Genomic DNA, 23,599 nt, shown 5'->3' with positions numbered 1-23,599 from the left:
CCATGCGATCGGGCTCCAGTGTTCGGTGTGTTGGCGTCGTACACAGACCGCCATCACCCGAGTTGCCCGTGTACGCCCGGGAATCGGGAGCCGGGCGGGACCGGCGCGCAAGCGGTCCATCGCAGACGAAGGGGCGCCGCACGCCCCGGCACGGCAGCCGGAGGCGGGCGGCGCCCTTCACACGGGCCGGCCGGTCAGGCGGCCGGGCCCGGTCCTGCGGACGGCATCGGCGAGCGGCGTCAGCTCCAGCTCGTGATGCCGGCCCCGTAGGCGTACAGCGGGTTGCCGTACGTCGTCGGCACCGTCTGCCCCGCGTCGATCTTCGCGCGGATGTCGGCCCGTTCGGCGTCGGTCGCGCCCAGGTCGTACGGCAGGTCCCACGCCTCGTTCGCGTCGGCCGGGGTGTCGCCGCCGCCCGGCTTGAGCACCTGGTCCAGGCTGCGCGGCAGCTGCCAGGGCAGATGGCCGTGCGGGGTGTAGTCGCCGAAGAGCAGGCTCGCCGTGGCCGGGCCCACCTCCTCGCCGCCCCGGTAGGTCACCACGATCGCGTCCGCCAGCGAGTTCCAGTCGCTGATCACGATCGGCCTGGGCAGGGTGAGCACGACGACCACCGGGATGCCCTGACTCTTGAACTTCTGGATCAGCGCCTCCTGGTCGGCCGGCAGGTACGGCTGGGTGTCCGGCCAGGCGGTGGCGTGGGTGTACGACGGCTCGCCCACGTTCACGATCGCCAGCTTCGGGTTCGGCCCGGTGTCCTGGTACACGTTGACCCCGGCCGTCGCCGCTCTCTGCTTGATCGCGTCCAGCATGTCCAGCGAGCCGTAGTCCGGGTGGAAGTAGCTGGACCAGATGCAGCAGGACGCGCCGTCGGTCGCCCGGTCGCCGGTCACCACGATGTTGTCGCCCGCAGTGAGCTTGACCGGCAGCACGCCGTCGTTCTTCAGCAGCGTGTCCGACTCGCGCGCGGCCTGGTTGGCGAGCGCGACGTAGCTCGGCTGGTGGAAGCGGAACGGGCCGTTGACCGGGTCGCCGTAGGGGTGGTCGAAGATCCCCAGCTCGAACTTGAGCTTCAGGATGCGCCCGACCGCGTCGTCGATCCGCGACTGGGGCACCTGCTGCTCGAAGCTCGCCATGGTGAATCCGGTGGCGCCCGGGTCGGCGCCGCCCATCACGTCCGAGCCGGCGTTCGCCGCGTTGATCCACGAGCCCGAGGGCAGCCAGTCGGTGGTGATCAGCCCGGTGTAGCCGATGTTCTGCCGCAGGTAGGCGATGATCTTCGCGCTGTCGCCCGCGCCGGGGCCGCCCGGGTCGAGATACGAACTGCCCGCGTAGCCCGGCATGATGTTCACCGCGCCGGCGTCGATCGCCGCCTTGAACGGGATCATGTGGTACTTGATCGTCACCCCGTCGTAGACGATGCCGGCCTCGCCGCCCGCGCCCTCGCCCGGCCAGTGCTTCACCGTGGCCAGCACCGAGGACGGGTTCAGCTCCGGACCGCCCTGCAAACCCGCGACCAGCGCCTTGAGTTGGGCCGCGGCCACGTCGGCGTTCTCACCGCCGCCCTCCTGGATGCGCGGGTAGAGCACCTTGGTGCCGACCTCGGCGAGCGGGGAGAGGGTGCCGCGCGCGCCGACCTCCAGCTCCTCCTTGCGCTGCATGTTGCCCAGTTGGTAGTCGAGCGGGTAGTCCTTGCCGGCCGCCAGGGTGCTCTGCAGCGGATAGGTGGTCTGGTAGCCGGCGGTGGTGTCGCCCGCCGAGACCGGCGGGATGCCCAGCCGGGTGGCGGCGGTGGAGAGCAGCACATTGTTCAGGTCGCCCGGCTGCGCGGGCCCGAAGTGCCAGCCGGACATGGGGTACTGCTGCACGTTGTAGAACATCTGGTACGCCTTCTCCTCCAGCGTCATCCGCCCGAGGAGGTCGCTCACCCGCGTGTCGACCGGCAGCCGCCAGTCCTCGTAGGGCTCGATCGTGCCGTCCTTGTTCAGGTCCCGGGCCCCGTTGACGATGTTCACCCCGTCGTCCACCTGCTCGATGTCGGGCAGGTAGACGCTGAACTGGCGGATGTTGGAGGTGGTGCGGGTGCCCGAGCCGGTCACCGCGACCACGTACCACTTGTACGTCCAGCGGTCGGAGATGTCCCAACTGGGCGTGTAGCTGGTGCCGGTGGGCTCGGCGACCTTCGTGTAGAGGTCGAGCAGGCTGCCCGAGGCGGACCAGTCGTAGTCGGTGCGGCTGACGTTGATCCACACCTCGTAGTGGGCCGCGCCCGATACGGCCGCCCAGGACAGCTGCGGGCGGCGGGTGTTGGTGACCATCGCCTTGTCGGCGGGCGCGCTGAGCGCGAACTGCCCGGTGGTGGCGGGCGGTTTGGTCGGGCCGGACAGCAGTGGCGGGGTGGAGGCCGAGGTGTCCACCGTGCCGTAGACCTGGAACTCCCACAGCGAGTAGCCGTATCCGGTGGCCCGGGCGGTGCCGGTCAGCCGCACGTAGCGGCCGGTGCCGGTGATCGGGAGCTTCTCGATGCCGCCCTTGCCGGTGGTCGTGGTGTAGAGCGTCTGCCAGGCGGTGCCGTTGTCGGAGACGTCGATGTGGTAGCCGCTGCCGTACGCGGACTCCCAGTTGAGCACCACCCCGGAGATCGTGCCGACGTTGCCGAGGTCCACCTGGAGCCACTGGTTGTCGGTGTAGAGGCTGGACCAGCGGGTGGTGGTGCGGCCGTCCAGGGCGGCGGCGGGCGCGTTGCCGCCCTCGTAGGAGGAGGCGGTGACCGGCTTGAAGGCGGAGATCACGGTGCCGGAGAAGTCGCCGCCGCCGGGGTTGCCGCCCCCGCCGGTCGTGCCGCCGTCCGTGCCGCCCCCGTTGCCACCCCCGCCGACGCTGCCGTCGGAGGTGTAGACCTGGAACTCCCACAGGGAGTAGCCGTATCCGGTGGCGCGGGCGGTGCCGTACATCCGGATGTAGCGGCCGGAGCCCGTGACGTTGAGCGTCTGGTTGCCGCCCGTCCCGGCGGTCGTGGAGTAGATGTCCGTCCAGTTCTGGCCGTCACCGGAGACCTGGATCCTGAAGCCGGTCGCGTACGCGGTCTCCCACTGCAGCGCGACCTTGCAGACCGCGGCGGTGCCACCCAGGTCCACTTGGAGCCACTGCGGGTCCGAAGCGGCGCTGGACCAGCGGGTGGTGGCGTCGCCGTCCACGGCGGCCGAGGCCGGGGTGCCGCCGCTCTCGGTGGAGGAGGCGGTGGCCGTCTTGCCCTGGGCCACGTCCGTGGTGCCGCAGCCGGACCCCGAGGTGCCGGTCGAGCCGTAGACCTGGAACTCCCACAGGGAGTAGCCGTATCCGGTGGCGCGGGCGGTGCCGTACATCCGGACGTACCGCCCGGAACCGTTTACGGACAGCGTCTGGTTGCCGCCGGGCCCGGTGGTCGTGGAGTAGACGTCCGTCCAGTTCTGCGCGTCCGTGGAGACCTGGATTTTGAACGCCGTCGCGTAGGCGGTCTCCCAGTTCAGGGTGACCGAGGTGATCGTGTCGGTGGCGCCGAGGTCGACCTGGAGCCACTGGGGGTCCGAAGCGGCGCTGGACCAGCGGGTGGTGGTGTTGCCGTCCACGGCGGCCGAGGCCGGCGTCCCGGCGTTCTCGGTGGAGGAGGCGACGGCGGTCTTGCCCTGCGACAGCAGGCTGCCGGCCGCCTGGGCCGAGCCGGTGCCGGTGCCGACCAGCCCGCCCACCGCCAGGGCGAGGACGGCGGCGAGGGCCACGAGTGGTCGGCGTCTGCGCAGGGCGCGCATGACGCGGGGGAGGAGGGTCATCTGCGACTCCAGGGTGGGGGGTTGCGCATTGGGAGAGCGCTCTCCCGGAGTCTCTGTGAGGGCGCTGTCAGTGTCAAGGCGTAGGCACGGGGTCGCGGCCGCGGGTGCGGACACGGGGGCTCTCCGGAGGTGCCCTCCGGACGCCGGCCGCGCCCTTCGGCTCGTTCGCCGGTGGGCACCCCTTGTGGCGGAGCCGAAGTTGACCTGTGGGGGACGCGGTGGTGAAGGTGAGGGGTTCGGTCGGGGAAGAACGGGAGGCGGCGTGGTGGACAGGCGGGGCGAGGTCGTGGTCGGGGTGGACTTCGGGACGCTGTCGGCGCGGGCCGTCGTCGTCTCGGTGGCCGACGGGCGCGAGCGGGGGAGCGCGGTACGGGCCTACCGGCACGGCGTCGTGACGGAGCGGCTGCCCGCCGGCGGGGCGGCGCTGGGCGCGGACTGGGCCCTGCAGGTGCCCGGGGACTGGTGGGAGGCGCTGGGCGGGGCGGTCCGTGAGGCGCTGGCGCGGGCCGACGCGGTGCCAGGCCAACTCGTGGGCCTCGGCACCGACTTCACCTCCTGCACGGTGCTGCCCGCCACCGTCGGCGGCACCCCGCTCTGCGAGCTGCCCCGCTTCGCCGAACGCCCGCACGCCTACCCCAAGTTGTGGCGGCACCACGCGGCCCAGCCCGAGGCCGACCTGATCACGGCGGTCGCCGCCGAGCGCAAGGAGCCCTGGCTGCCGCGCTACGGCGGCAAGGTGTCCAGCGAGTGGCAGCACCCCAAGGCGCTGCAGGTGCTGCGCGAGGACCCCGAGGTCTACGCGGCCGCCGAGCGGTGGATCGAGGCGGCCGACTGGATCGTGTGGCGGCTGACCGGCGAGGAGCACCGCAGCCTGAGCACCGCCGGCTACAAGGGCCTGGTCCAGGACGATCACCCCTCGCCCGCCTTCCTTTCCGCCGTGCACCCGGACTTCGCCGACATCACCGCCAAGGTGGCCGGGCCGCTCGCCCGCCCCGGCACCCGCGCGGGTGCGCTCACCGCACAGGCGGCCGCCGCCACGGGCCTGCCCGAAGGGCTGCCGGTCGCCGCCGGGCACATCGACGCCCATGTCACCGCCGCGGCCGCCGGCACCCTGGACCCCGGCCACCTGCTCGCCATCATGGGCACCTCGACCTGCCTGATCGTCAACTCCGAGGCACCCGCGGACGTCCCGGGCATGTGCGGGGCGGTGCGCGACGGCGTGGTGCCCGGGCTGTGGGGCTACGAGGCGGGGCAGTCCGGCGTCGGCGACATCTTCGCCTGGGCCGCCCGCACGGCCGTGCCCGAGCCGTACGCCCGGCAGGCGCGCGAGCGCGGCATCGAGGTGCACGAGCTGCTGACGGAGCTGGCGGCGGGCCAACCGGTCGGCGGGCACGGCCTGCTGGCGCTGGACTGGCACAGCGGCAACCGCTCGGTGCTGGTCGACCACCACCTGTCCGGTCTCATCGTCGGCCTCACCCTGGACACCCGCCCCGAGGACATCTACCGGGCCCTGGTGGAGGCGACCGCCTTCGGCACCCGCACGATCGTGACCGCCTACGAGGAAGCGGGCGTCCCCGTCGAGGAAGTCACCGCCGCCGGGGGCCTGTTGAAGAACCGGTTCCTGATGCAGACCTATGCCGACGTGTTGGACCGCCCGCTGCACGTGACCGTCTCCGACCAGGGCCCCGCGCTCGGCGCGGCGATCCACGCCGCCGTGGCCGCAGGTGCCCACCCGGACCTGCGCACCGCCTCCGCGGCCATGGCCCGCACCCACCGCTCCGCCTACCTGCCCGACCCCGCACGGGCCGCCGCGTACGCCGAACTCCACGCCGCCTACACCGAGTTGCACGACCACTTCGGGCGCGGCGGCAGCGACCTCATGCACCGGCTGCGCACGCTGCGCCGCCGCGCCGGCTGACCAAGTGCCCCGCCCGCGCTGTTGCGAGAGCATCGCACCTGGTCAGCGTGCGTATGACGGTGATGGCTGCAATCGGCCGCAGCTGGCACGGTGGGACCATGGACGGCAGCGAGCACACCCACGGCCACGCGCACGAAGAGCCCCGCGGCCACGCGCACGGCGGCCCCGGGGACCACCGGCGGGACCACCGGCACACGCACCCGCACCCCCACGGGGAGGCCCACGCCCCCGAACCGTACGGCCACGACCACGCCGGCACCCACGCGCACGCGGGCCCGCACACCCACGCCCCCGGTCGCCGCGCCCGGCTGCGCCACCGCCTCGCCCACCTGCTCACCCCGCACAGCCACGAGGCCATGGACAAGGTGGACCCGGCGCTGGAGACCTCGCGCGAGGGCCTGCGCACCCTGTGGGTCTCGTTCGGCGTCCTCGGTCTGACCACCCTCGTGCAGGCCGTCGTCGTCGCCGTGTCCGGCTCGGTCGCGCTGCTCGGCGACACCGTGCACAACGCCGCAGACGCCCTGACCGCGGTGCCGCTCGGGATCGCCTTCGTCCTCGGCCGCCGCGCGGCCACCCGCCGCTACACCTACGGTTACGGCCGTGCGGAGGACCTCGCGGGCGTGGCGATCGTGCTGACCATCGCCGCGTCCTCGGCGCTGGCCGGCTACGAGGCCGTCGACCGGCTGCTGCACCCGCAGGGCATCGCGCATCCGTGGGCCGTGGCGGCCGCGGCCGGTGCCGGGTTCCTCGGCAACGAGTGGGTGGCCAGGCGCCGTATCGTCACCGGCCGCAGGATCGGCTCGGCCGCCCTCGTCGCCGACGGGCTGCACGCGCGTACCGACGGTTTCACCTCCCTTGCCGTTCTGCTGGGCGCCGCGGGAGCCGCGCTCGGCCTGCGCTGGGCCGACCCCGTGGTGGGGCTGCTGATCACCGTGGCGATCCTCGCCGTCCTGCGCGGCGCGGTCCGCGAGGTGTGGCGGCGGCTGATGGACTCGGTGGACCCGCGCCTGGTGGACACCGCCGAGACCGCCCTGCGCGGGGTGGACGGCCTGCTCGGCGTCGGCACGGTGCGGCTGCGGTGGATCGGTCACGCGCTGCGGGCGGAGGCCGAGATCGTCGTCCGCCCCGACCTGACGGTGGTGGAGGCGCACGCCCTGGCCGTACGGGCGGAGCACGCCCTGATCCACGCGGTGCCGCGGCTGACCGCGGCCACCGTCCACACCGACCACCCGCCCCACACAGGTGACCCGCACGCGGCCCTGGCCCATCACCACGCGCACTGACGGGGGACGGCGGTTCGCGCGTCCGGACCGCCCCGGCCCCCGGCGGAACCCCAACTCTCCGTGCGTACGCGCCCGGTGATCCGACGAACGGCGAGGCCCGGGGCCCCCTTCGTACGAAGGGCGCCCCGGGCCTCGCCGTCAATCAGCCCAACCGTTGCGGCCGTTCAGCCCGCCGGAGGCAGCCCGCCCGCCCCCGGCCGTAGTTCGCCCGCCGCCGACTACCGGCCGCTCACTCCCCGTTCGCCGTGACAGCGATGTCGGGGTGCAGCCGCCGGGTGTGGTCCACCCTGCGGACCTCGCCGGTCAGCGTGCACACCACGGTGAGGCGCAGATCCGTGCTGGAGGCGCCCAACCGCAGTTCCAGCGCGCCGGGTTCGACCACCCGGTGGCCGTCCCGGCCGGTGAAGGCAGCGAGGTCCGCGGGCACGGCGACCTCGACCCGCGCGGAGGCGCCCGGCGCGAGCCGCACCCGCCGGTAGCCGACGAGCCGCTGGACCGGCTGCACGACGGAGGCGACCGGGTCGTGCAGGTAGAGCTGGACGACCTCGGTGCCCTCGCGCCCACCGGTGTTGCGCACCGTGAAGGCGAACCGCACCTCGCCGTCGGTGGGCGCCTGCAACTCCTCGACCTGCAGGTCGGTCCACTGGAAGGAGGTGTAGGTGAGGCCGTGGCCGAAGGCGTAGGCCGCCGTCGGGTCCACGCTGGAGACCTCGCTGGCCTGGCCGAGCCTGGCGGCCAGGTAGGTGGAGGGTTGCGAGCCGGGCCCGGCCGGGATGCTCACCGGCAGCCGCCCGGAGGGGCCGACGCGGCCGCTGAGCACGCCGGCCAGCGCCGCCGTGCCGCCTTCACCGGGGAAGAAGGACTGCACGATCGCCGCGGACTCGGTGACCGCGCGGCCGAGCGCGTACGGGCGGCCTGCCAGCAGCGTGACGACCACGGGCGTGCCCGTGTCGAGCAGGGTGTCGAGCAGCTGCTGCTGGACACCCGGCAGGGCCAGCGACTCCGCGTCGCACCCCTCTCCGCTGGTGCCGCGGCCGAACAGCCCGGCCCGGTCACCGAGCGCGACCACCACGACATCGGCCGCCGCGGCGATCCGAGCGGCCTGCTCGAAGCCCTCGGTGCCCGGCCCGTCCACCGTGCAGCCCGCCGCCCAGGTGATCTCGCTGTCGGGGAACTCCGCGGCCAGCGTCTCGCGCAGCGTGGGCAGGTCGATGCCGAGCGGCACCTCCGGGTGCTGCACGCCGACGTGCATCGGGAAGGCGTAGCAGCCGAGCACCGCGGTGGGCGTGTCCGCGTTCGGGCCGACGAGCGCGATGCGCGCCGGGCGGTCCAGCGGCAGGGTGCCGGTGTTGCGCAGCAGCACCACGCTCTCCTCGGCGACCCGCCGGGCCGTCTCCTGGTTGGCGGGGCTGTCGAGGTCCACGGTGCCGCGCAGCTTCTGCGGGTCGGCGAGGTCGGCGCCGGCCAGCACCGCGGGCACCGGGTCCCAGTCGGCGTCGAGCAGGCCGAGTTCGGCCTTCTGCGCCAGCACCCGGCGCAACGCCCGGTCCACCAGATCCTCGCTCACCACACCCTCGGCGACCGCCTTGAGCAGCGGCTCGCCGTACGCCTTGACGGTCGGCAGCTCGACGTCCACGCCCGCGGCCAGCGCGGCGCCGGCCGCCTCGCCGAGGGTGCCGGCCACGCCGTGCAGGGTCTTGAGGAAGGCGACACCGAAGTAGTCGGCGACCACCGTGCCGGAAAAGCCCCAGGTGTCGCGGAGCAGCCCGGTCAGCAGCGCCTCGTCGGCCGCGGAGGGGACGCCGTCGGTGTCGGTGTAGGCGTGCATCACCGAGCGCACCCCGCTCTCGCGCACGGCCATCTCGAAGGGCGGCAGGATCACATCGGCCCGCTCCCGTACCCCCATGCCGACGGGTGCGAGGTTGCGCCCGGCGCGGGAGGCGGAGTAGCCGGCGAAGTGCTTGAGGGTGGCGATGATCCCGGCCGACTCCAGGCCGCGGATGTAGGCGGTGCCGACCGTTCCCACCAGGTAGGGGTCCTCGCCGATGGTCTCCTCGACCCGGCCCCAGCGGGCGTCGCGCACCACGTCGAGCACCGGGGCCAGGCCCTGGTGGACGCCGACCGCGCGCATGTCGCGCCCGATCCCCTCGGACATCTCCCGCACCAGCTCCGGGTCGAAGGTGGCGCCCCAGGACAGCGGCACCGGGTAGGCGGTGGCGCCCCAGGCGGCGAAGCCGGCCAGGCACTCCTCGTGCGCCAGGGCGGGGATGCCGAAGCGGTTGGCCGCGGTGATCCGGCGCTGCGTGCGCAGCAGCGACAGGGCGCCGAGCGCGGGGTCGACCGGCGCGGTGCCGAACGGCCGGGTCAGCTGGCCGAGGCCCTGCGGCAGCAGCTCCTCCAGGGCGACGGCTTCTTCCATCTCGTGCTGATAGGGGGCGACCTCGCCGCCCTCGTCGGAGGCGCCCACCCACACGCCGTACAGCTGCGCCACCTTCTCCGGCAGGGTCATCGCGGCGATCAGCGCGTCGGCCCGGTCCTGCGGGGACAGGGCGGGGTCGGCCCACGGGGGCGTATCGGGTTGTGTCTCTTCGACCACGGTGTCGGTCACTTTCCTCCGACGCCCATGAGTCCCTGGACCAGGGCCCGGCGGGCGAACAGGTAGACGATGAAGATCGGCAGCATGGACAGCACCACCGCGGCCAGCAGGCCGGGGATGTCGATCCCGTGCTCGGTCTGGAAGTTGTAGAGGCCCAGCGTGACGACCTTGGACGAGTCGGACTGGGTGAGCACCAGCGGGAACAGGAAGCCGTTCCACGCCTGGAGCGCGGAAAAGACCACGATGGTGGACAGCCCGCCCTTGGACAGCGGCAGCACCAGCTGGAAGAACACCCGCCACGGCGGCGCGCCGTCCATGGCCATCGCCTCGTACAGGTCCGGGGTGATGTCGCGCATCACGCCGGTGAGCACCAGCGCGCACACCGGCATGGAGAACGCCGCCGTCGGCAGGATCACGCCGATGAGGTTGTCGTACAGGCCGGCCTTGGAGATGACGTAGAACATCGGCACGATCACCGCCTGCGCGGGGATCGCCAGGCCCAGCAGGAAGACCCGGAAGGCCGCGCCGGTGAGCCGGCCGCGGCTGCGCACGATCGCGTACGACAGCGGCGGCACCAGCGCCAGCACGATCGCCACCACGGCGAGGGTGACCAGCAGGGTGTTGAGGAAGTAGTGGCCGAAGCCGTTGTGGAAGTCCTGGCTGTAGTTGGAGAAGGTGAAGTGCTTGGGGAAGGACAGCGGGCCGTTCTCGCTGTAGTCGCTCTGGCTCTGCAGGGTCGCCGCCAGCATCACGTACAGCGGCAGGCCGACCAGGAAGAGCCAGACCAGCGAGCCGAGGCCGGCCAGGTAGTTGGGACGGCGCCTCATCACAGACCCTCCGACGTGCTGCGCATCTTGTCGTAGCCGGACACGCGCACGACGATCAGCGAGATGATCGTGGCCACCAGGACCAGCACCAGCGCGATCGCCGAACCGCCGCCGAAGTCGAAGGACTTGAACGCCCGCTGGTACATGTAGTAGGCGCTGATGGTGGTGTCGGTGCCCGGGCCGCCCTGGGTGAGGATCAGCACGGTGTCGAACGTGGTCAGGCCCCCGACGACCATCAGGATCATCGAGGTGATCATGGTGTTGCGCAGCTGCGGCAGCGTGATGTGGAAGAACTGCCGTACCGTGCCGGCCCCGTCGATCGCCGCCGCCTGGTAGAGCACCTGCGGGATGGCCCTGGTGGCGCCCTGGTAGATCAGCGTGTGGAACGGGGTGTACTGCCAGGCGCCGACGAAGACGAGCACACCGATGGCGCTCTTCTGCATGCCGAGCAGGTTGCCGTCGCCGAAGAGCCACTTGGCCTGCGCGGGCACGCCGAAGTTCGGGTCGAGCAGCGCCCGCCACAGCACCGAGACGGCGGTGGCCGACAGCAGCAGCGGCACGAAGTAGACGGCGGACAGCACCGCGCGGTTGCGCTGCTTCCCGGCCGCCCACACGCCCAGCAGGATGCTCAGCGGGGTCTGCACGACCACGCCGAGCACGGTGATCACGACGCTGAGCCACAGGCTCTGGATCATCGTGTGGTCGTGGATCAGCGCCTTCCAGTTGTCCACGCCCACGAACTCGGGCGAACTGATGCCGTCCCAGGAGGTGAAGGAGAGCACCGCGACCAGGACCAGCGGCAGGACGGCGAACAGGACGAAGAACAAGGTGGCGGGGACCGCCCAGGCGAAACTGGGACGGATCACCGCGGCGCCGGACCGGCCGGTGGACCGGCTCGTGGTCCGGCGCCTCGCCACCCGGGGGATGGTGGTGGTCATCTGGTCCGAATCCTCAGGCCGTCGGCAGGGCCTGCATGGCCTTGATGAAGCCGTCCGCGTTCTCCTTGCCGTCGACGAACTCCTGGACGGCGGTGTAGATCTGGGTCATCGCGGCCGGCGGGTACGCCTGGTCCCAGGAGAGCTGGAACGAGGGCGCCTTCTTCACCAGGTCGTACTGGTACTGCGAGTACGCCGGGTTCGCCGAAGTGCTCAGGAACTGCGGGGTGTTGGTGGTGGTCGGCAGGTTGCCGATCGCCAGCTGCGCCTTGACGAACTCGTCGGAGTACATCAGCTTCAGGAACTGGGCGACGGCGTCGGGGTACTTGGTCTTCTTCAGCACCGAGTAGTAGTTGTTGGTGTTGCCCACCACGTCGTTCGGGTCGCCCTTGCCGCCGGCGACGGCCGGGAAGGCGGAGTAGCCCAGGCCGTTCTTGGCGAAGTCCGGGTGGTCCTGCTGCTGCTGCGAGTAGTACCAGGAGCCCATCAGCTCGAAGCCGGCCTTGCCGGTGGCCACCAGGGCGACCGAGCCGCCGTCGGTGTACTTCACCGAGTCGTAGTTGGAGCCGAACGCGCCCGCGTCCACCAGCTGCTTGAGCATCGACAGCGCCTTGCGGCTGTCCGCGCTGTTCCAGGCGCTCTTGTCGCCGCTGAGCGCCTTCTCGAACAGGCCGGGGCCGGCCACCCGGTCGTAGAGGTACTCGTACCACATCTGGGTCGGCCACTTGTCGCCGCCGCCGAGCGCGATCGGCGTGATGCCCTTGGACTTGAGCACCTTGACGTCGGCGATCAGGTCGTCCCAGGTCTGCGGGGGAGTGATCCCCGCGTCCTTGAGCACCTTCTGGTTGTTGAAGAGCAGCACCGGCTGGGTGCCGCGCATCGGTATGCCGTACGACTTGCCGTCCACCACGGCGCCGTTGAAGACCGACGGCAGGAAGTCGGACTTCAGCGCGGGGTCCTTGGCGATGAAGCCGTCGAGCGGCATCAGCAGGTTGGCCTTGACGAACGGCTGGATGCTGCCGCCGCCCCAGTTGAAGAAGACGTCCGGGGCCTGCTTGGTGTTGATGATCGTCTGGAGCTTCTGCTGGTAGTCGGCACCGGGAATGGTGTCCATGACCGCCTTGACCTTCGAGGTCTTGTTGAAGGTGTCCACGATCTGCTTCTCGACCTTGTTGCTGGCGTCGCCGTAGACGAGCACATGGAACGTGCCCGAGCCGTTGCTCGAACCGCTGCCGCCGCCGCACGCGGCAAGGGTCAGTCCGAGCACGAGAGTCACACCGCCGGCGACGGCGCGAGGGAGCCAAGCGCGCTTCTTCATCGGGTAGCCTTTCGAAAAGTTTCGGCTTCGTCGCCGAAATTTGCTGCGCGCTGTGACGCTAAGGTGTGCTCCCTGGGGGGTCAACCCTCGGGTCTCGGGTTATCAAAGCGTTACCGGTGCGTACCGTACGCTGCCGGACATGGAGGATCAGGTGGAGCGCGACCGGGTGACACTGGCGCAGATCGCCGAAACTGCCGGGGTGTCGGTATCGACAGTTTCGAAGGTGCTCAACGGCCGGCAGGACGTCTCGCCGACCACCCGGCACCGGGTCGAGCGCCTGCTGGAGGAGCACGGCTATCGGCGCGGCGCCCGATCCGCCCCCGAGGCGCCGCTGATCGAGATCGTCTTCCACGAACTCGACGCGATCTGGGCGATGGAGCTGATCCTCGGGGTGGAGAAGGTCGCCAAGGAGCACGGCGCCAGCGTGGTGCTCACCCAGTCCGGCACCCGCCACTCGCCCGGCGCGGACTGGATCGAGGGCGTGATGCGGCGCCGGCCGCTCGGCGTGGTGCTGGTCTTCTCCGCGCTGCCGCAGGAGTTCAAGCACCAACTGCGGTCGCGCTCCATCCCGTTCGTCATCATCGACCCGGCCGGCGACCCCGACCCCGACGTGCCCTCGGTCGGCTCGGCCAACTGGTCCGGTGGGCTCGCCGCCACCCGCCACCTCATCGAATGCGGCCACCGCCGGATCGGGATCATCACCGGGCCCGAGGACATGATGTGCTCGCTCGCCCGGCTCGACGGCTACCGCTCGGCGATGACGACGGCGGGGCTGCCGCTCGACCCCGACCTTGTCGCCTTCGGCGACTTCCACGTCGAGGGCGGCTTCTCCCGGGGCACGCGGCTGCTGGACCGGCCGGACCGGCCCACCGCGATCTTCGCCGGCTCCGACCTGCAGGCGATCGGCGTCCTCGAAGCGGCGAGCGCGCTCGGGCTGCGCACCCCCGAGGACCTCTCCGTCGTCGGCTACGACGACGTCGCCGTCGCCCGCTTCGCCCGCCCCGCCCTCACTACGATCCACCAGCCCCTGCGGAAGATGGCGGAGGCGGGGGCGGAGATGCTGCTGCGCATGCGGGCGGGGGAGTCCACCACGACGCGGATGGAACTGGCGACGAGCCTGGTGGTGCGGAGCAGCACCGCTGCCCCGCCGGGGGCTTAGGGGGGTACGGCTCCCCGCCGTGGGGGTTCGCCGCCGCGCCCGGCCGCCAGGCCGGCTTTGGGTTGCTCGCGCAGTTCCTCCCCCAGAGCTTCGCCTGGGGGTACCCCCAGCGCCCCTGAAAGCGGAAACCCGCCGTAGGGGCTTCTGTGCGTTCCCGGCCGCAGGCCGGCTTTGGGCTGGTCGCGCAGTTCCTCCCCCAGAGCTTCGCCTGGGAGGTACCCCCAGCGCCCCTGGGTGGTAGGGGGCTCGCTGTGCGCGCAAAGGGCAAGCTCAATAGGGGCGCGGGGAACGGCTCCCCCAGAGGGGGTACCCCCAGAAGAGGCCGCCGGCCTCGGGACGGCATCGGACCCCGTGGGGCAGACGGGTTGCCGTTCTTGGGGGCGCGGGGAACTGCGCGACCAGCCTGGACGGGGCGGCGGGCGGACACGGCGGGGGGCCCTACGGCGGGGCGAACCGTAAGATGCGCGGCATGGGGTGGAGCTTTGGGCGAAGAGCGCAGGTGGGGGCCGTGGTGGCGGTCGGGGGAGCCGTTCTGGCGGGGTGCGGGGGCGGGGCGCCCGGGCCCGCGCCCAGTACGGCGGCCGCGGCGCCCGTGGCGGTGAGCGTGCAGCCCGTGCAGCAGTACGCGGCCGACCGTGACGGCGATGTCGGGATCGAGGTGCGCAACCACGGGCCCGCCCTCGCGAAGGTGACCGTGACGCTGCAGTTCACGGTGGCCCGAGGGCACACGGTGAGCGTGGCGCGGCAGGCCGGGAAGGGCAAGTGGCCGGCCGTACCGCTGAGCAGGAACGGTTCTTCACTCAACGGCAGCTGGACCACCGCCCTGCCCGAGGGCACCCGCACGCTGCACTTCCGGCTGCGCCCGCACTACGCCCCCGCCACCTTCGACGAGAAGCTGCCCGTCCACGTCGTCCTCGCCGACCGCGGCGCCCCGATCGCGATCGGCTCGGCCGACGCAACCCTCGCCACCCTGCTCGCCACCTGGAAGGACGGCCCGCACAAGCTGGCCGTGCACCGCGACGGCCGGTGGACCGAGGTCGCGCTGACCCTGCGCAACCCCTCGCGGCTGGACATCCCCCAGGTCGACGTGCGGCCGGCGTACGACACCTGCCCGGCGTCGGGCACCTGCCAGGGCACCGGCCGCGACGACCTCGCCGACGACTTCCGGATCGCCGTGCGCGACGGCGGCGACTGGGTCGGCGTCGACCGTGCCAAGGGCGCCGCCCCCGCGACCGGCGCCGTCGTCAGCGTCCCGCTGCCCGCGGGCGCCTCCCGCACCGTCCACCTGCGCATCGCGGCCACCGACGGCCTGCCCGCGTCCGCCACCCGCGCCGACTTCCGGCTGCTGGCCACCGGCACGCTCAAGGGCGCCCCCTCGCCGTCGCTCGCCCTGTGCGACACCGAACTCGACCTTTCCTGAGCCGCTTCGCGCGGCATCGCGCGCGTCCGCCGGCCCCGTGCACGGGGGTTGTCAGAGTCACGCCACGCCTCCTACCGTGTGGCGGCGACGGAAAATGCTCGACTCTGTTGTCTTCCGTGCGCTTGGGCCGCCAGGGAAGCAAAAACCGGGCACCAAGCGCACACGTAGGCACGCGTTCCCGCGCGGACGGCCGCTCGTCCGCGCACTTCTGTCCGTATGTCAGCTACGAGAACAGAGGACCGACATGCCAGGAACCGTGCGCAGGCTGCTCGCCTGCGCGACCGCCGGGGCGCTGTGGGCGGGCGCACTCGGCGCGGCGGGAGTGGCGGTGGTGACGGCCGACGTCGCCGTCACCGCCGCCCCCGCCGCGGCGCTCGACAACGGCCTCGCCCTGACCCCGCCGATGGGCTTCAACGACTGGAACGCCTTCGGCTGCAACGTCAGCGAGCAGCTGATCGAGCAGACCGCGGACTACCTGGTCAGCTCGGGGCTGAAGGCCGACGGCTACACGTACGTCAACATCGACGACTGCTGGATGACGCACACCCGCGACGCCCAGGGCCGCCTGGTGCCGGACCCGGCGAAGTTCCCCGACGGCATCAAGGGCACCGCGGACTACGTGCACGCCAAGGGCCTCAAGCTCGGCATCTACGAGGACGCCGGCACCGCCACCTGCGCCGGCTACCCCGGCAGCCTCGGCCACGAGACCACCGACGCCCGGACGTTCGCCGACTGGGGCGTGGACTACCTCAAGTACGACAACTGCAACAACAACAGCGACGGCACCCGCGCCGACTACGTCAACCGCTACACCGCCATGCGCGACGCGCTGGCCGCGACCGGCCGCCCGATCGTCTTCTCGCTGTGCGAGTGGGGCGTGCAGAACCCCTGGGAGTGGGCCGGCGACATCGGCAACTCCTGGCGCACCACCGGCGACATCAGCGACAACTGGGCGAGCATGCTGGGCATCGCCAAGGACAACCTGCCGCTCGCCTCCGCGGCGGGTCCCGGGCACTGGAACGACCCGGACATGCTGGAGGTGGGCAACGGCGGCATGACCGACACCGAGTACCGCAGCCACTTCTCGCTGTGGTCGATGATGGACGCCCCGCTGCTCATCGGCACCGACCTGCGCAAGGCCACCCCGGCGACGCTGGCGATCCTGGGCAACAAGGACGTCATCGCGCTCGACCAGGACCCGCTGGGCGCCCAGGCCACCGTGCTCTCCGACGCGGGCGGCGCCTACGTCATCACCAAGAAGCTCGCCAACGGCGACCGGGCCGTGGCCCTGTTCAACTCCGGCGACCAAGCGCAGCGGATCGCCACCACCGCCACCGCGGCCGGGCTGCCCCGGCGCGGCAGCTACGCCGTGCGCGACCTGTGGGCGCACCAGGACTACGACACCGCCGGGCAGTTGGCGGCCACCGTCCCCGCCCACGGCACCGTGCTGCTGCGGGTGAGCGCCGACCCGGTCAAGGGCGCCGCGGCGCTGCTCGCCCCCCAGCTGCTGGACACCGGCGTGACCGGCCCGGACCACATCGAGCCCGGCCGGACCGCCACGGTGAACGCCTACGCCACCAACCTCGGCGCCCTGCCCGCGACCCGCGTCTCGATCTCGCTGAAGGGCCCCGACGGCTGGACGCTGAAGCCCGAGGGCGGCGGCAGCGCGGCCATCCTGCCCAAGGGCCGCACCCTCAGCGCCCCTTGGCAGGTCACGGTGCCGCCGGGCACGAGCCTGGGCAGCTACCCGCTGACCGGCACCGTCAGCTACGCCCGGCCCACCGGCGGCACGACCACCTTCCCGCTGACCGGCAGCGTGACCGTGCAGGTGCCGCCGCCGGCCGGCACCAGCTACCTCAGCGACCTGTCGTGGGTCTCGGCGACGAACGGCTGGGGCCCGGTCGAGAAGGACACCAGCAACGGTGAGACCGCCGCGGGCGACGGCAACCCGATCACCATCGGCGGCACCGTCTTCGCCAAGGGCCTGGGCACGAACGCGCCGAGCACCATCACCTACTTCCTCGGCGGCGCCTGCTCCACCCTGACCGCCACGGTCGGGGTGGACGACGAGAAGAACGGCAAGGGCAGCGTGGAGTTCCTGGTGGACGCCGACGGCACACAGGTCGCCGACAGCGGGGTGCTGCGCAACTCCGACGGGCCCAAGCCGCTGACCGCGAACGTCACCGGCGCCTCCACGGTCCAGCTCGTCGTCACCGACGGCGGCGACGGCAACGACAGCGACCACGCCGACTGGGCGGACGCGCAGATCACCTGCGGATAGCGGCAGCCGGCGGCACCGCACGGCGGCCGGCGTGGGGGTTCCGCGCCGGCCGTCGTCGTCCGCGCTGCCGGTGCGACGCTCACTCCGCCGACGGGGCCGGTGTCGCCTCGAACAGCGCGAACCACACTGTCTTGCCCTCCGACTCCGGCCGCACGCCCCATTGGTGGGAGAGCAGGTCGAGCAGCACCAACCCGCGGCCGGAGGAAGCGAGTTCGCCCGGGGTGCGCTGGTGGGGGAGTTCGTCGCCGCGGTCGGTGACCTCCACCCGCAGGCTGCGCCGGCCGACATCGCCGGTCACCGTGGCGGTCAGGGCCGCGGCCTGGTCGGTGTGCACCAGCACGTTGCCCAGCAGCTCGGAGGTGAGCAGCACCGCGGTGTCCACCTGGTCCGGCCGCGTCCAGTCGTGCAGCATGGAGCGCAGTTCGGTGCGCGCCTCGGCGAGCGCCTCGGCCCGGTCCTGCTCGATGGTGAGCACCAGGCGGCGCCGGTGCAGGTCCGGCGGGAGGAACCCGGCGTCGCGCCGGACCAGCAACATGGCGATGTCGTCCTCGTTGCGCGGCCGGTAGTCGCGCCGCAAATCGGTGCTGGGCGGCGCCTCCTCCTCCGCGGCCGGCCCGGTGACCGCGCGGATCAGCCGCTCGGCCATCCCCTCCAGGTCGTCGCCGGGCCCCGGCGCCATCGCGTCGCGCACCCGGACCCAGCCGCTGTACATGTCGTGGCCGCCGGTCTCGATCAGGCCGTCGGTGCAGAGCATGAGAATCTCGCCGTCGTGCAGCTCCACGGTGCTGACCGGGTAGTCGTCGTACTCCTTGGCGCCCGGGATCATGCCGAGCGGCAGGCCGCCGCGGACGTGCTTGATCATGCAGGTGCCGTCCGGCAGGCGCAGCACCGGGTGCGGGTGGCCGGCGCGCGCCACCTGGAGCAGGCCGGTGTGCGGGTCGGCCTCCATGTAGATGCAGGTGGCGAAGCGGTCCTCGTCCAGGACGGCGAGGAAGCGCGAGGCGCGGGCGAGCACCGCGTCGGGGCCGTGGCCCTCGGCGGCGTAGGCGTGCACGGCCGTGCGCAGCTGCGTCATCAGGCCCGCTGCGTGCACGTCGTGGCCCTGCACGTCGCCGATGACCAGGGCGAGGCGGCCGTTGGGCAGCTCGATGCTGTCGAACCAGTCGCCGCCGACGACGAGGCCGCCGCCGGTCGGTACGTAGCGGGTGGCCACCGTCATCCCCGCGACCTGCGGCCCGGCCCGGCCCATCGAGCTGCGCAGGCCGCGGGAGAGGGCCAGCTCCGCCTCACCGGTGCGGGTGCGCTCCAGGGCGCGCGCCACCAGGCGGGAGGTGACGGTCAGCAGCGCCCGCTCGTCGGCGGTGAAGTCCACCGGGGTGCGGAAGGCCGCCAGCCACACCCCGCTGACCCGCCCGGCGGTCACCAGCGGCAGGAACGCCCACGACCTGCGGTCCTTGCGCACCGCCAGCGGAAAGGTGACCGGGAACCGGCGCCGGTACTCCTCGGGCGTGGACAGGAACACCGGGCGGCCGGTGCGGACCACCTCCACCGCCGGGTAACCGGTGGTCATCGGCATCCGGAAGGAGCGGTCGGACGCGCTGCCGGCCCGGAAGCCGTAGGCGCCCTCGGCGGTCAGGAAGTCCCCGTCGATGCCGAAGACGACCTGGCCGTCCAGGGTGAAGTCGGGTGCGTACAAGGCGGTGAGGCAGCGCAGCGCGTCGTCGAGGGTGTCGGCGTCGACCAGGTCGTTGCCCGCCTCGATGAGCAGGGCGTCGCGGCGGCGGGAGGCGGTGGCCGAGCCGGCGGCCGGCCCTTCGCCGCCGGCGGGGGCGGGCGGCTGGTCCGTTCGGGCGACGCCCGCGGTCTCCCGCTGCGGCTCCCCGCCCCCCTCGGCCTGTTCGCCGCCGGGCGGGGCCGTACGCGGGCGCACCGGCTCGCGCTCCGGTGTGCCCTCCTCGCCCAGGCGGGTGTCCAGCCGGTTGAGTGCTTCGATCTGCCGCAGTTCGGCGTCGTCGTTCGGCTCGGGAGCCGGCTCCCCGCGTCCACCGCCCATCCGCACCCTTCCGTCGCCCTGCGTGCGCTGTCATGCCGTGATCGTCCGCTTGTGTCCATGCTCCGCCGGTCCCGCGCACCTCGCACGCCGCCGCGCCCCGCCGCCCGCCCGGCTGCCCGCCGCACCGCCCGGCGCACCGACCGGCGCCCAGCAGGGCGGCAGCCGGCGCGGCGCGCCCCGCGGGTGCCTCCGCACGCCCTGTCCGGGGGGCGGCCCGGGGCCCTTGACTGGAGGTGACGGCAGGCAGCCGCCGAGGGGAGCCCACCATGACCACGGACCGGACCGAGCCGCAGCAGGCAGCCGCGGCCCCGATCGTCTTCGACGCCCCCTTCACCGACCGCTCGGCCTGGGCGGTCGGCCGCACCTCGGCCTACCCCGGCAGTGGACGCAACCCCGGCGACAACAAGCTGGACCAGATCGGCCCCGGCTACGGCCCCACGCCCGACGGCGTCTTCCGCGCCCGCCGCGCCTCGACCGCCCTGTGGCACACCGACCTGGTCTCCACCGAGTACGCGTCCGGCGGCTTCGAACTGCTGCCCGGCGATGTGCTCAGCGCCACCTGCACCGTCCAGGACGAGCAGGGCGCCTGGCCGTCGCTGTGGACCTGGGGCCGCGACTCGGCCGGCGGCCGCCCCCAGCCCGGGCACGGCGAGATCGACGCCTTCGAGTACCACGGCGGCAACCCGCACATCCTGGAGCTGAGCAACCACGTGCGCGAGGCGGGCCACTACGCGGACGGCGCCGTCACCCCCGGCCGCCCCTTCGCTCTGGAGGTCTCCCTCGGCGCGGACAGCGTCGTCTGGCGGGTCGACGGCACCGTACTCTTCTCCGACGGCCGCGGGGTCGGGCCCTCCTGGCGGGCCTGGCTGGTCGTCTCGATGAGCGTGTCCGCCGGCGGGTACGGCCACGCCGCACCGCGGCCGGGCGTGCGCGAACTGCAGTGGCGCTGCACGGACCTCCAGGTGCGCCGCCCCCGCGGCTGACACCCCTCGCCCGGACGGACGCCACGGGCACCACCGTGCCGCCGCCCGCACCTCCCGCCGCGCAGTACGCCCTCATCGGCGGTGGCCTTTGCGCCGTGGCCGGCACTGAGCAGGCTCCGCACGCAGGTGAGATCCGGCCTGTTGCCGGGCGCCCGACGCCAACGCCCCTGTGGTCCAGACCTATTGACGAGTGGTCGAGACCACTTTACGCTCCGCTCCATCACCCTGCGTGAAACCCGCAGCAGGTGACGCCCTACCGCACGGAAGTCCACCGGAAACCGAAGCACCCTCCACCTCACCCGGAGCCGGGCCGTCACGGCCACCCCCCACCGGCTCGGTGGCCCGCGGCCCACGGCGAGAAGGGAGCACAGCCATGAGAACAGCGATCGGCCGGCGGCTGCGGCTGCTCGGAGCGGGCCTGGCCCTGGCCGCCCTCGCGCAACTGCCCGCCCAACTCCCCGCCCACGCGGCCGTGTCGGTCGGGTCGGCCGCGCCCGCCGCCACCACCTGCGCCACCAAGCCCCGCCCGTCCGGCAAGGTCCTGCAGGGCTACTGGGAGAACTGGGACGGAGCCGCCAACGGCGTCCACCCCGGCCTCGGCTGGATACCGATCACCGACAGCCGCATCGCCCAGCACGGCTACAACGTCATCAACGCCGCCTTCCCGGTGATCCTCTCCGACGGCACCGCCGAGTGGCAGGACGGCATGGACACCGGCGTCAAGGTGCCCACCCCCGCCGAGATGTGCCAGGCCAAGGCGGCCGGCGCGACCGTCCTGATGTCGATCGGCGGCGCCACCGCCGGCATCGACCTCAGCTCCAGCGCCGTCGCCGACCGCTTCGTGTCCACCATCGTGCCGATCCTGAAGGCGAACAACTTCGACGGCATCGACATCGACATCGAGACCGGCCTGGTCGGCAGCGGCAGCATCGGCACCCTGTCCACCTCCCAGGCCAACCTCGAGCGCATCATCGACGGCATCCTCGCCCAGATGCCCGCCGGCTTCGGCCTCACCATGGCCCCCGAGACCGCCTACGTCACCGGCGGCAGCATCACCTACGGCTCCATCTGGGGCGCCTACCTGCCGATCATCAAGAAGTACGCCGACAACGGCCGCCTGTGGTGGCTGAACATGCAGTACTACAACGGGTCGATGTACGGCTGCTCCGGTGACTCCTACGAGGCCGGCACGGTGGCGGGCTTCACCGCTCAGACCACCTGCCTCAACAACGGCCTGACCGTCCAGGGCGCCACCATCAAGGTCCCCTACGACAAGCAGGTCCCCGGCCTGCCGGCCCAACCCGGCGCCGGCGGCGGCTACATGGCGCCGAACCTCGTCTCCCAGGCGTGGAACTCCTACGGCGGCGCCCTGAAGGGCCTGATGACCTGGTCCCTCAACTGGGACGGCTCGAAGGGCTGGACCTTCGGCGACAACGTGAAGTCCCTCCAGCACCGCTGAGCCCCCGCTCCGGTTCCTTCCCGCCTCCGGCCGCCGCCCCACCCGGGGCGGCGGCCGGAGCTTTTCCCGCCCCGGTTTCACGCCGCATCCGGAATGGCCCGATCCGGTGCCTTGGGGCGCGTGTGCATGAAAGGGGCGCATGAAACCCGTGCGAGGTGGCGATGATTAGGAGGGTCCCGCGAAGGTGCAATTGCACATGGCGGGAGTCCGAACACCGGTAGTCCTTCTGGGACACGAGGGCACAAGAGAGGGAAAGGTATGGGCGACATACCGTACGACACCGCGCATCTCGCCGTTCCGCACGGCGCGGACGCGGCCGGAGCCGAGCCGAGGTGGCGCAAAAGCTCGCACAGCAACCACCAGAGCAACTGCGTCGAAATAGCCGAACTCGACCGGAATTCGGTCGGTTTCCGGGACTCGAAGGACCGTCAGGGACCTGTTCTGGTCTTCACTCGCGGGGAGGCCGAGGCGTTCATCGCCGGCATCGCACGGGGCGACTTCGCCGCCGAGTGACGAGTTCCGGCCAGATGTCCGGGAGCAACCTCCGCTGCGTGACGGCTGCGGCACGATAGGTGAGCCATGGACGGGGGCCGTGACCACCCCCCGGTGAAGGAGAACCTCCGTGCCAGCTCAACCGTCACGCAGCCAGCGTGGGGCCCGTAACGTGCATGACCTCTCCGGACGTCCGCCGACCGCACAGCGCATGATCTTCGGCGAGACGCTCCGGCAGCGCCGCGAGGCGCAGGGCCTGACCGCCGAGGACGTGGGCCGCCGGATCGGCCAGTCGGCCTCGAAGGTCAGCCGGATGGAGAACGGCCGGCACGACTTCAAGGAATCCGACCTGCAGCGGCTGTTCGGCATCTACGGCGTGAACGACCCCGCCGAGCGCGAGCGGCTGCTGGAACTGGCCCGCAAGGCCAACGAGCGCGGCTGGTGGGACGCCTGGAGCGATGTCTCCACCAAGACCCTGCAGACGCTGGTCAGCCTGGAGGACATGGCCCAGCGGATCCGGTCCTACGAAATCGGCCAACTCCCGGGCCTGGTGCAGACCCCCGACTACACCCGGGCCCTCATCCGGGCCAACACCCCGGAGAAGGACCAGCAGGGCATCGACCGGATCGTGGAACTGCGGGCCATGCGCCAGCAGCGGCTGCGCGAGTCGCCGGGCAAGAAGCTGCTCTGCGTGCTGGACGAGGTCACCCTCGTGCGCGGCTACGGCTCCCGGCAGACCATGCGCCGCCAGCTGGAGCACCTGATAGCCCTGGCCGACCACCCCGACATCGGTTTCAGCCTGGTCGAACTGACCCGGCTGAACCTGCCCGTGCAGATCGGCACCACGACCATCTTCGACTTCGAGGACGGCCGGTTGCCCGACATCGTCTACATAGAGCGCCCCAACGGCGGCCTCTACCTGCACGACGAGTCCGAGGTGGACGAGCACGTCAAGGGCTTCGACCGGCTGCTGTTCGCCTCCCTCGGCCACCACGCCACCGTGCGGCGCATGCACGACCACCTGAAGAAGCTGCGATGAGCCGGCCGCCCCGGCGGCCGGCCCGGCACT

At 72.3% G+C, this 23,599-nt stretch carries 15 protein-coding genes; 9 read left to right on the top strand and 6 right to left on the bottom strand.

All coding sequences use genetic code 11. The features are described 5' to 3' along the window. Positions 1-239 precede the first annotated feature (239 nt). On the bottom strand, positions 240-3,806 hold the full coding sequence (locus tag BLR33_RS37075; RefSeq protein ID WP_107408825.1) for a discoidin domain-containing protein: 3,567 nt from the start codon (positions 3,804-3,806) through the stop codon (positions 240-242). Between the two features lie 262 nt (positions 3,807-4,068). Between BLR33_RS37075 and araB the strand changes: the two genes are divergently transcribed. Both araB and BLR33_RS01590 read left to right on the top strand, forming a co-directional pair. Further along, positions 4,069-5,724, top strand: coding sequence for a ribulokinase (gene araB, locus BLR33_RS01595; RefSeq protein ID WP_245771077.1), 1,656 nt, complete (start codon positions 4,069-4,071; stop codon positions 5,722-5,724). 98 nt (positions 5,725-5,822) lie between these two features. Continuing rightward, positions 5,823-7,007 (top strand): cation diffusion facilitator family transporter, encoded by a 1,185-nt coding sequence (locus BLR33_RS01590; protein ID WP_245771076.1) that lies wholly within the window; start codon positions 5,823-5,825, stop codon positions 7,005-7,007. A 229-nt stretch (positions 7,008-7,236) separates the two neighbouring features. On the opposite strand, the gene BLR33_RS01585 is transcribed toward BLR33_RS01590, so the two are convergent. Genes BLR33_RS01585 through BLR33_RS01570 form a run of 4 tightly spaced genes read right to left on the bottom strand, consistent with a single transcriptional unit; the run spans position 7,237 to position 12,683 of the window. Beyond that, positions 7,237-9,615, bottom strand: coding sequence for a beta-xylosidase/alpha-l-arabinosidase (locus tag BLR33_RS01585; RefSeq protein ID WP_456049194.1), 2,379 nt, complete (start codon positions 9,613-9,615; stop codon positions 7,237-7,239). Then, positions 9,612-10,430 carry a carbohydrate ABC transporter permease gene (locus BLR33_RS01580; RefSeq protein WP_093782385.1) on the bottom strand — a complete coding sequence of 273 codons (819 nt, stop codon included), beginning with the start codon at positions 10,428-10,430 and terminating at the stop codon, positions 9,612-9,614. The genes BLR33_RS01585 and BLR33_RS01580 overlap by 4 nt, the downstream gene beginning before the upstream one ends. Then, positions 10,430-11,368: a carbohydrate ABC transporter permease gene (locus tag BLR33_RS01575; RefSeq protein WP_093782384.1), complete on the bottom strand. Its 939-nt coding sequence runs from the start codon at positions 11,366-11,368 to the stop codon at positions 10,430-10,432. The genes BLR33_RS01580 and BLR33_RS01575 overlap by 1 nt, the downstream gene beginning before the upstream one ends. A 13-nt stretch (positions 11,369-11,381) precedes the next feature. Continuing rightward, positions 11,382-12,683 (bottom strand): ABC transporter substrate-binding protein, encoded by a 1,302-nt coding sequence (locus BLR33_RS01570; RefSeq protein WP_093782383.1) that lies wholly within the window; start codon positions 12,681-12,683, stop codon positions 11,382-11,384. Between the two features lie 139 nt (positions 12,684-12,822). On the opposite strand from BLR33_RS01570, the gene BLR33_RS01565 reads away from it, so the two are divergent. The 3 genes from BLR33_RS01565 to BLR33_RS01555 all read left to right on the top strand — a co-directional run bounded on the left by BLR33_RS01565 (position 12,823) and on the right by BLR33_RS01555 (position 17,543). Next, positions 12,823-13,842 (top strand): LacI family DNA-binding transcriptional regulator, encoded by a 1,020-nt coding sequence (locus BLR33_RS01565; protein WP_093782382.1) that lies wholly within the window; start codon positions 12,823-12,825, stop codon positions 13,840-13,842. A 598-nt stretch (positions 13,843-14,440) separates the two neighbouring features. Next, positions 14,441-15,262, top strand: coding sequence for a hypothetical protein (locus tag BLR33_RS01560; protein ID WP_176930067.1), 822 nt, complete (start codon positions 14,441-14,443; stop codon positions 15,260-15,262). A 244-nt stretch (positions 15,263-15,506) separates the two neighbouring features. Further along, a complete protein-coding gene (locus tag BLR33_RS01555; RefSeq protein ID WP_093782380.1) occupies positions 15,507-17,543 on the top strand; it encodes an NPCBM/NEW2 domain-containing protein in 2,037 nt (678 codons plus the stop codon). Positions 17,544-17,622: 79 nt separating this feature from the next. On the opposite strand, the gene BLR33_RS01550 is transcribed toward BLR33_RS01555, so the two are convergent. Then, positions 17,623-19,596, bottom strand: a complete 1,974-nt coding sequence (locus tag BLR33_RS01550) for an ATP-binding SpoIIE family protein phosphatase (protein WP_093782379.1) — start codon at positions 19,594-19,596, stop codon at positions 17,623-17,625. 266 nt (positions 19,597-19,862) lie between these two features. Between BLR33_RS01550 and BLR33_RS01545 the strand changes: the two genes are divergently transcribed. From BLR33_RS01545 to BLR33_RS01530, 4 genes are all read left to right on the top strand, one after another. Continuing rightward, a complete protein-coding gene (locus BLR33_RS01545; protein ID WP_107408823.1) occupies positions 19,863-20,579 on the top strand; it encodes a LamG domain-containing protein in 717 nt (238 codons plus the stop codon). A 373-nt stretch (positions 20,580-20,952) separates the two neighbouring features. Further along, on the top strand, positions 20,953-22,038 hold the full coding sequence (locus BLR33_RS01540) for a chitinase (RefSeq protein WP_093782378.1): 1,086 nt from the start codon (positions 20,953-20,955) through the stop codon (positions 22,036-22,038). A gap of 258 nt (positions 22,039-22,296) precedes the next feature. Further along, entirely contained in the window at positions 22,297-22,551 is a 255-nt protein-coding gene (locus BLR33_RS01535) for a DUF397 domain-containing protein (protein ID WP_093782377.1), read from the top strand. A 190-nt stretch (positions 22,552-22,741) separates the two neighbouring features. Then, positions 22,742-23,569 (top strand): helix-turn-helix domain-containing protein, encoded by an 828-nt coding sequence (locus BLR33_RS01530; RefSeq protein WP_093782376.1) that lies wholly within the window; start codon positions 22,742-22,744, stop codon positions 23,567-23,569. Positions 23,570-23,599 lie beyond the last annotated feature (30 nt).

Origin of the sequence: Actinacidiphila guanduensis, from assembly GCF_900103985.1 — a bacterium.
GTDB lineage: Bacteria > Actinomycetota > Actinomycetes > Streptomycetales > Streptomycetaceae > Actinacidiphila > Actinacidiphila guanduensis.
The sequence above is the reverse complement of the archived record's forward strand: the minus strand, read 5'-3'. Positions and strand labels throughout refer to the sequence as shown.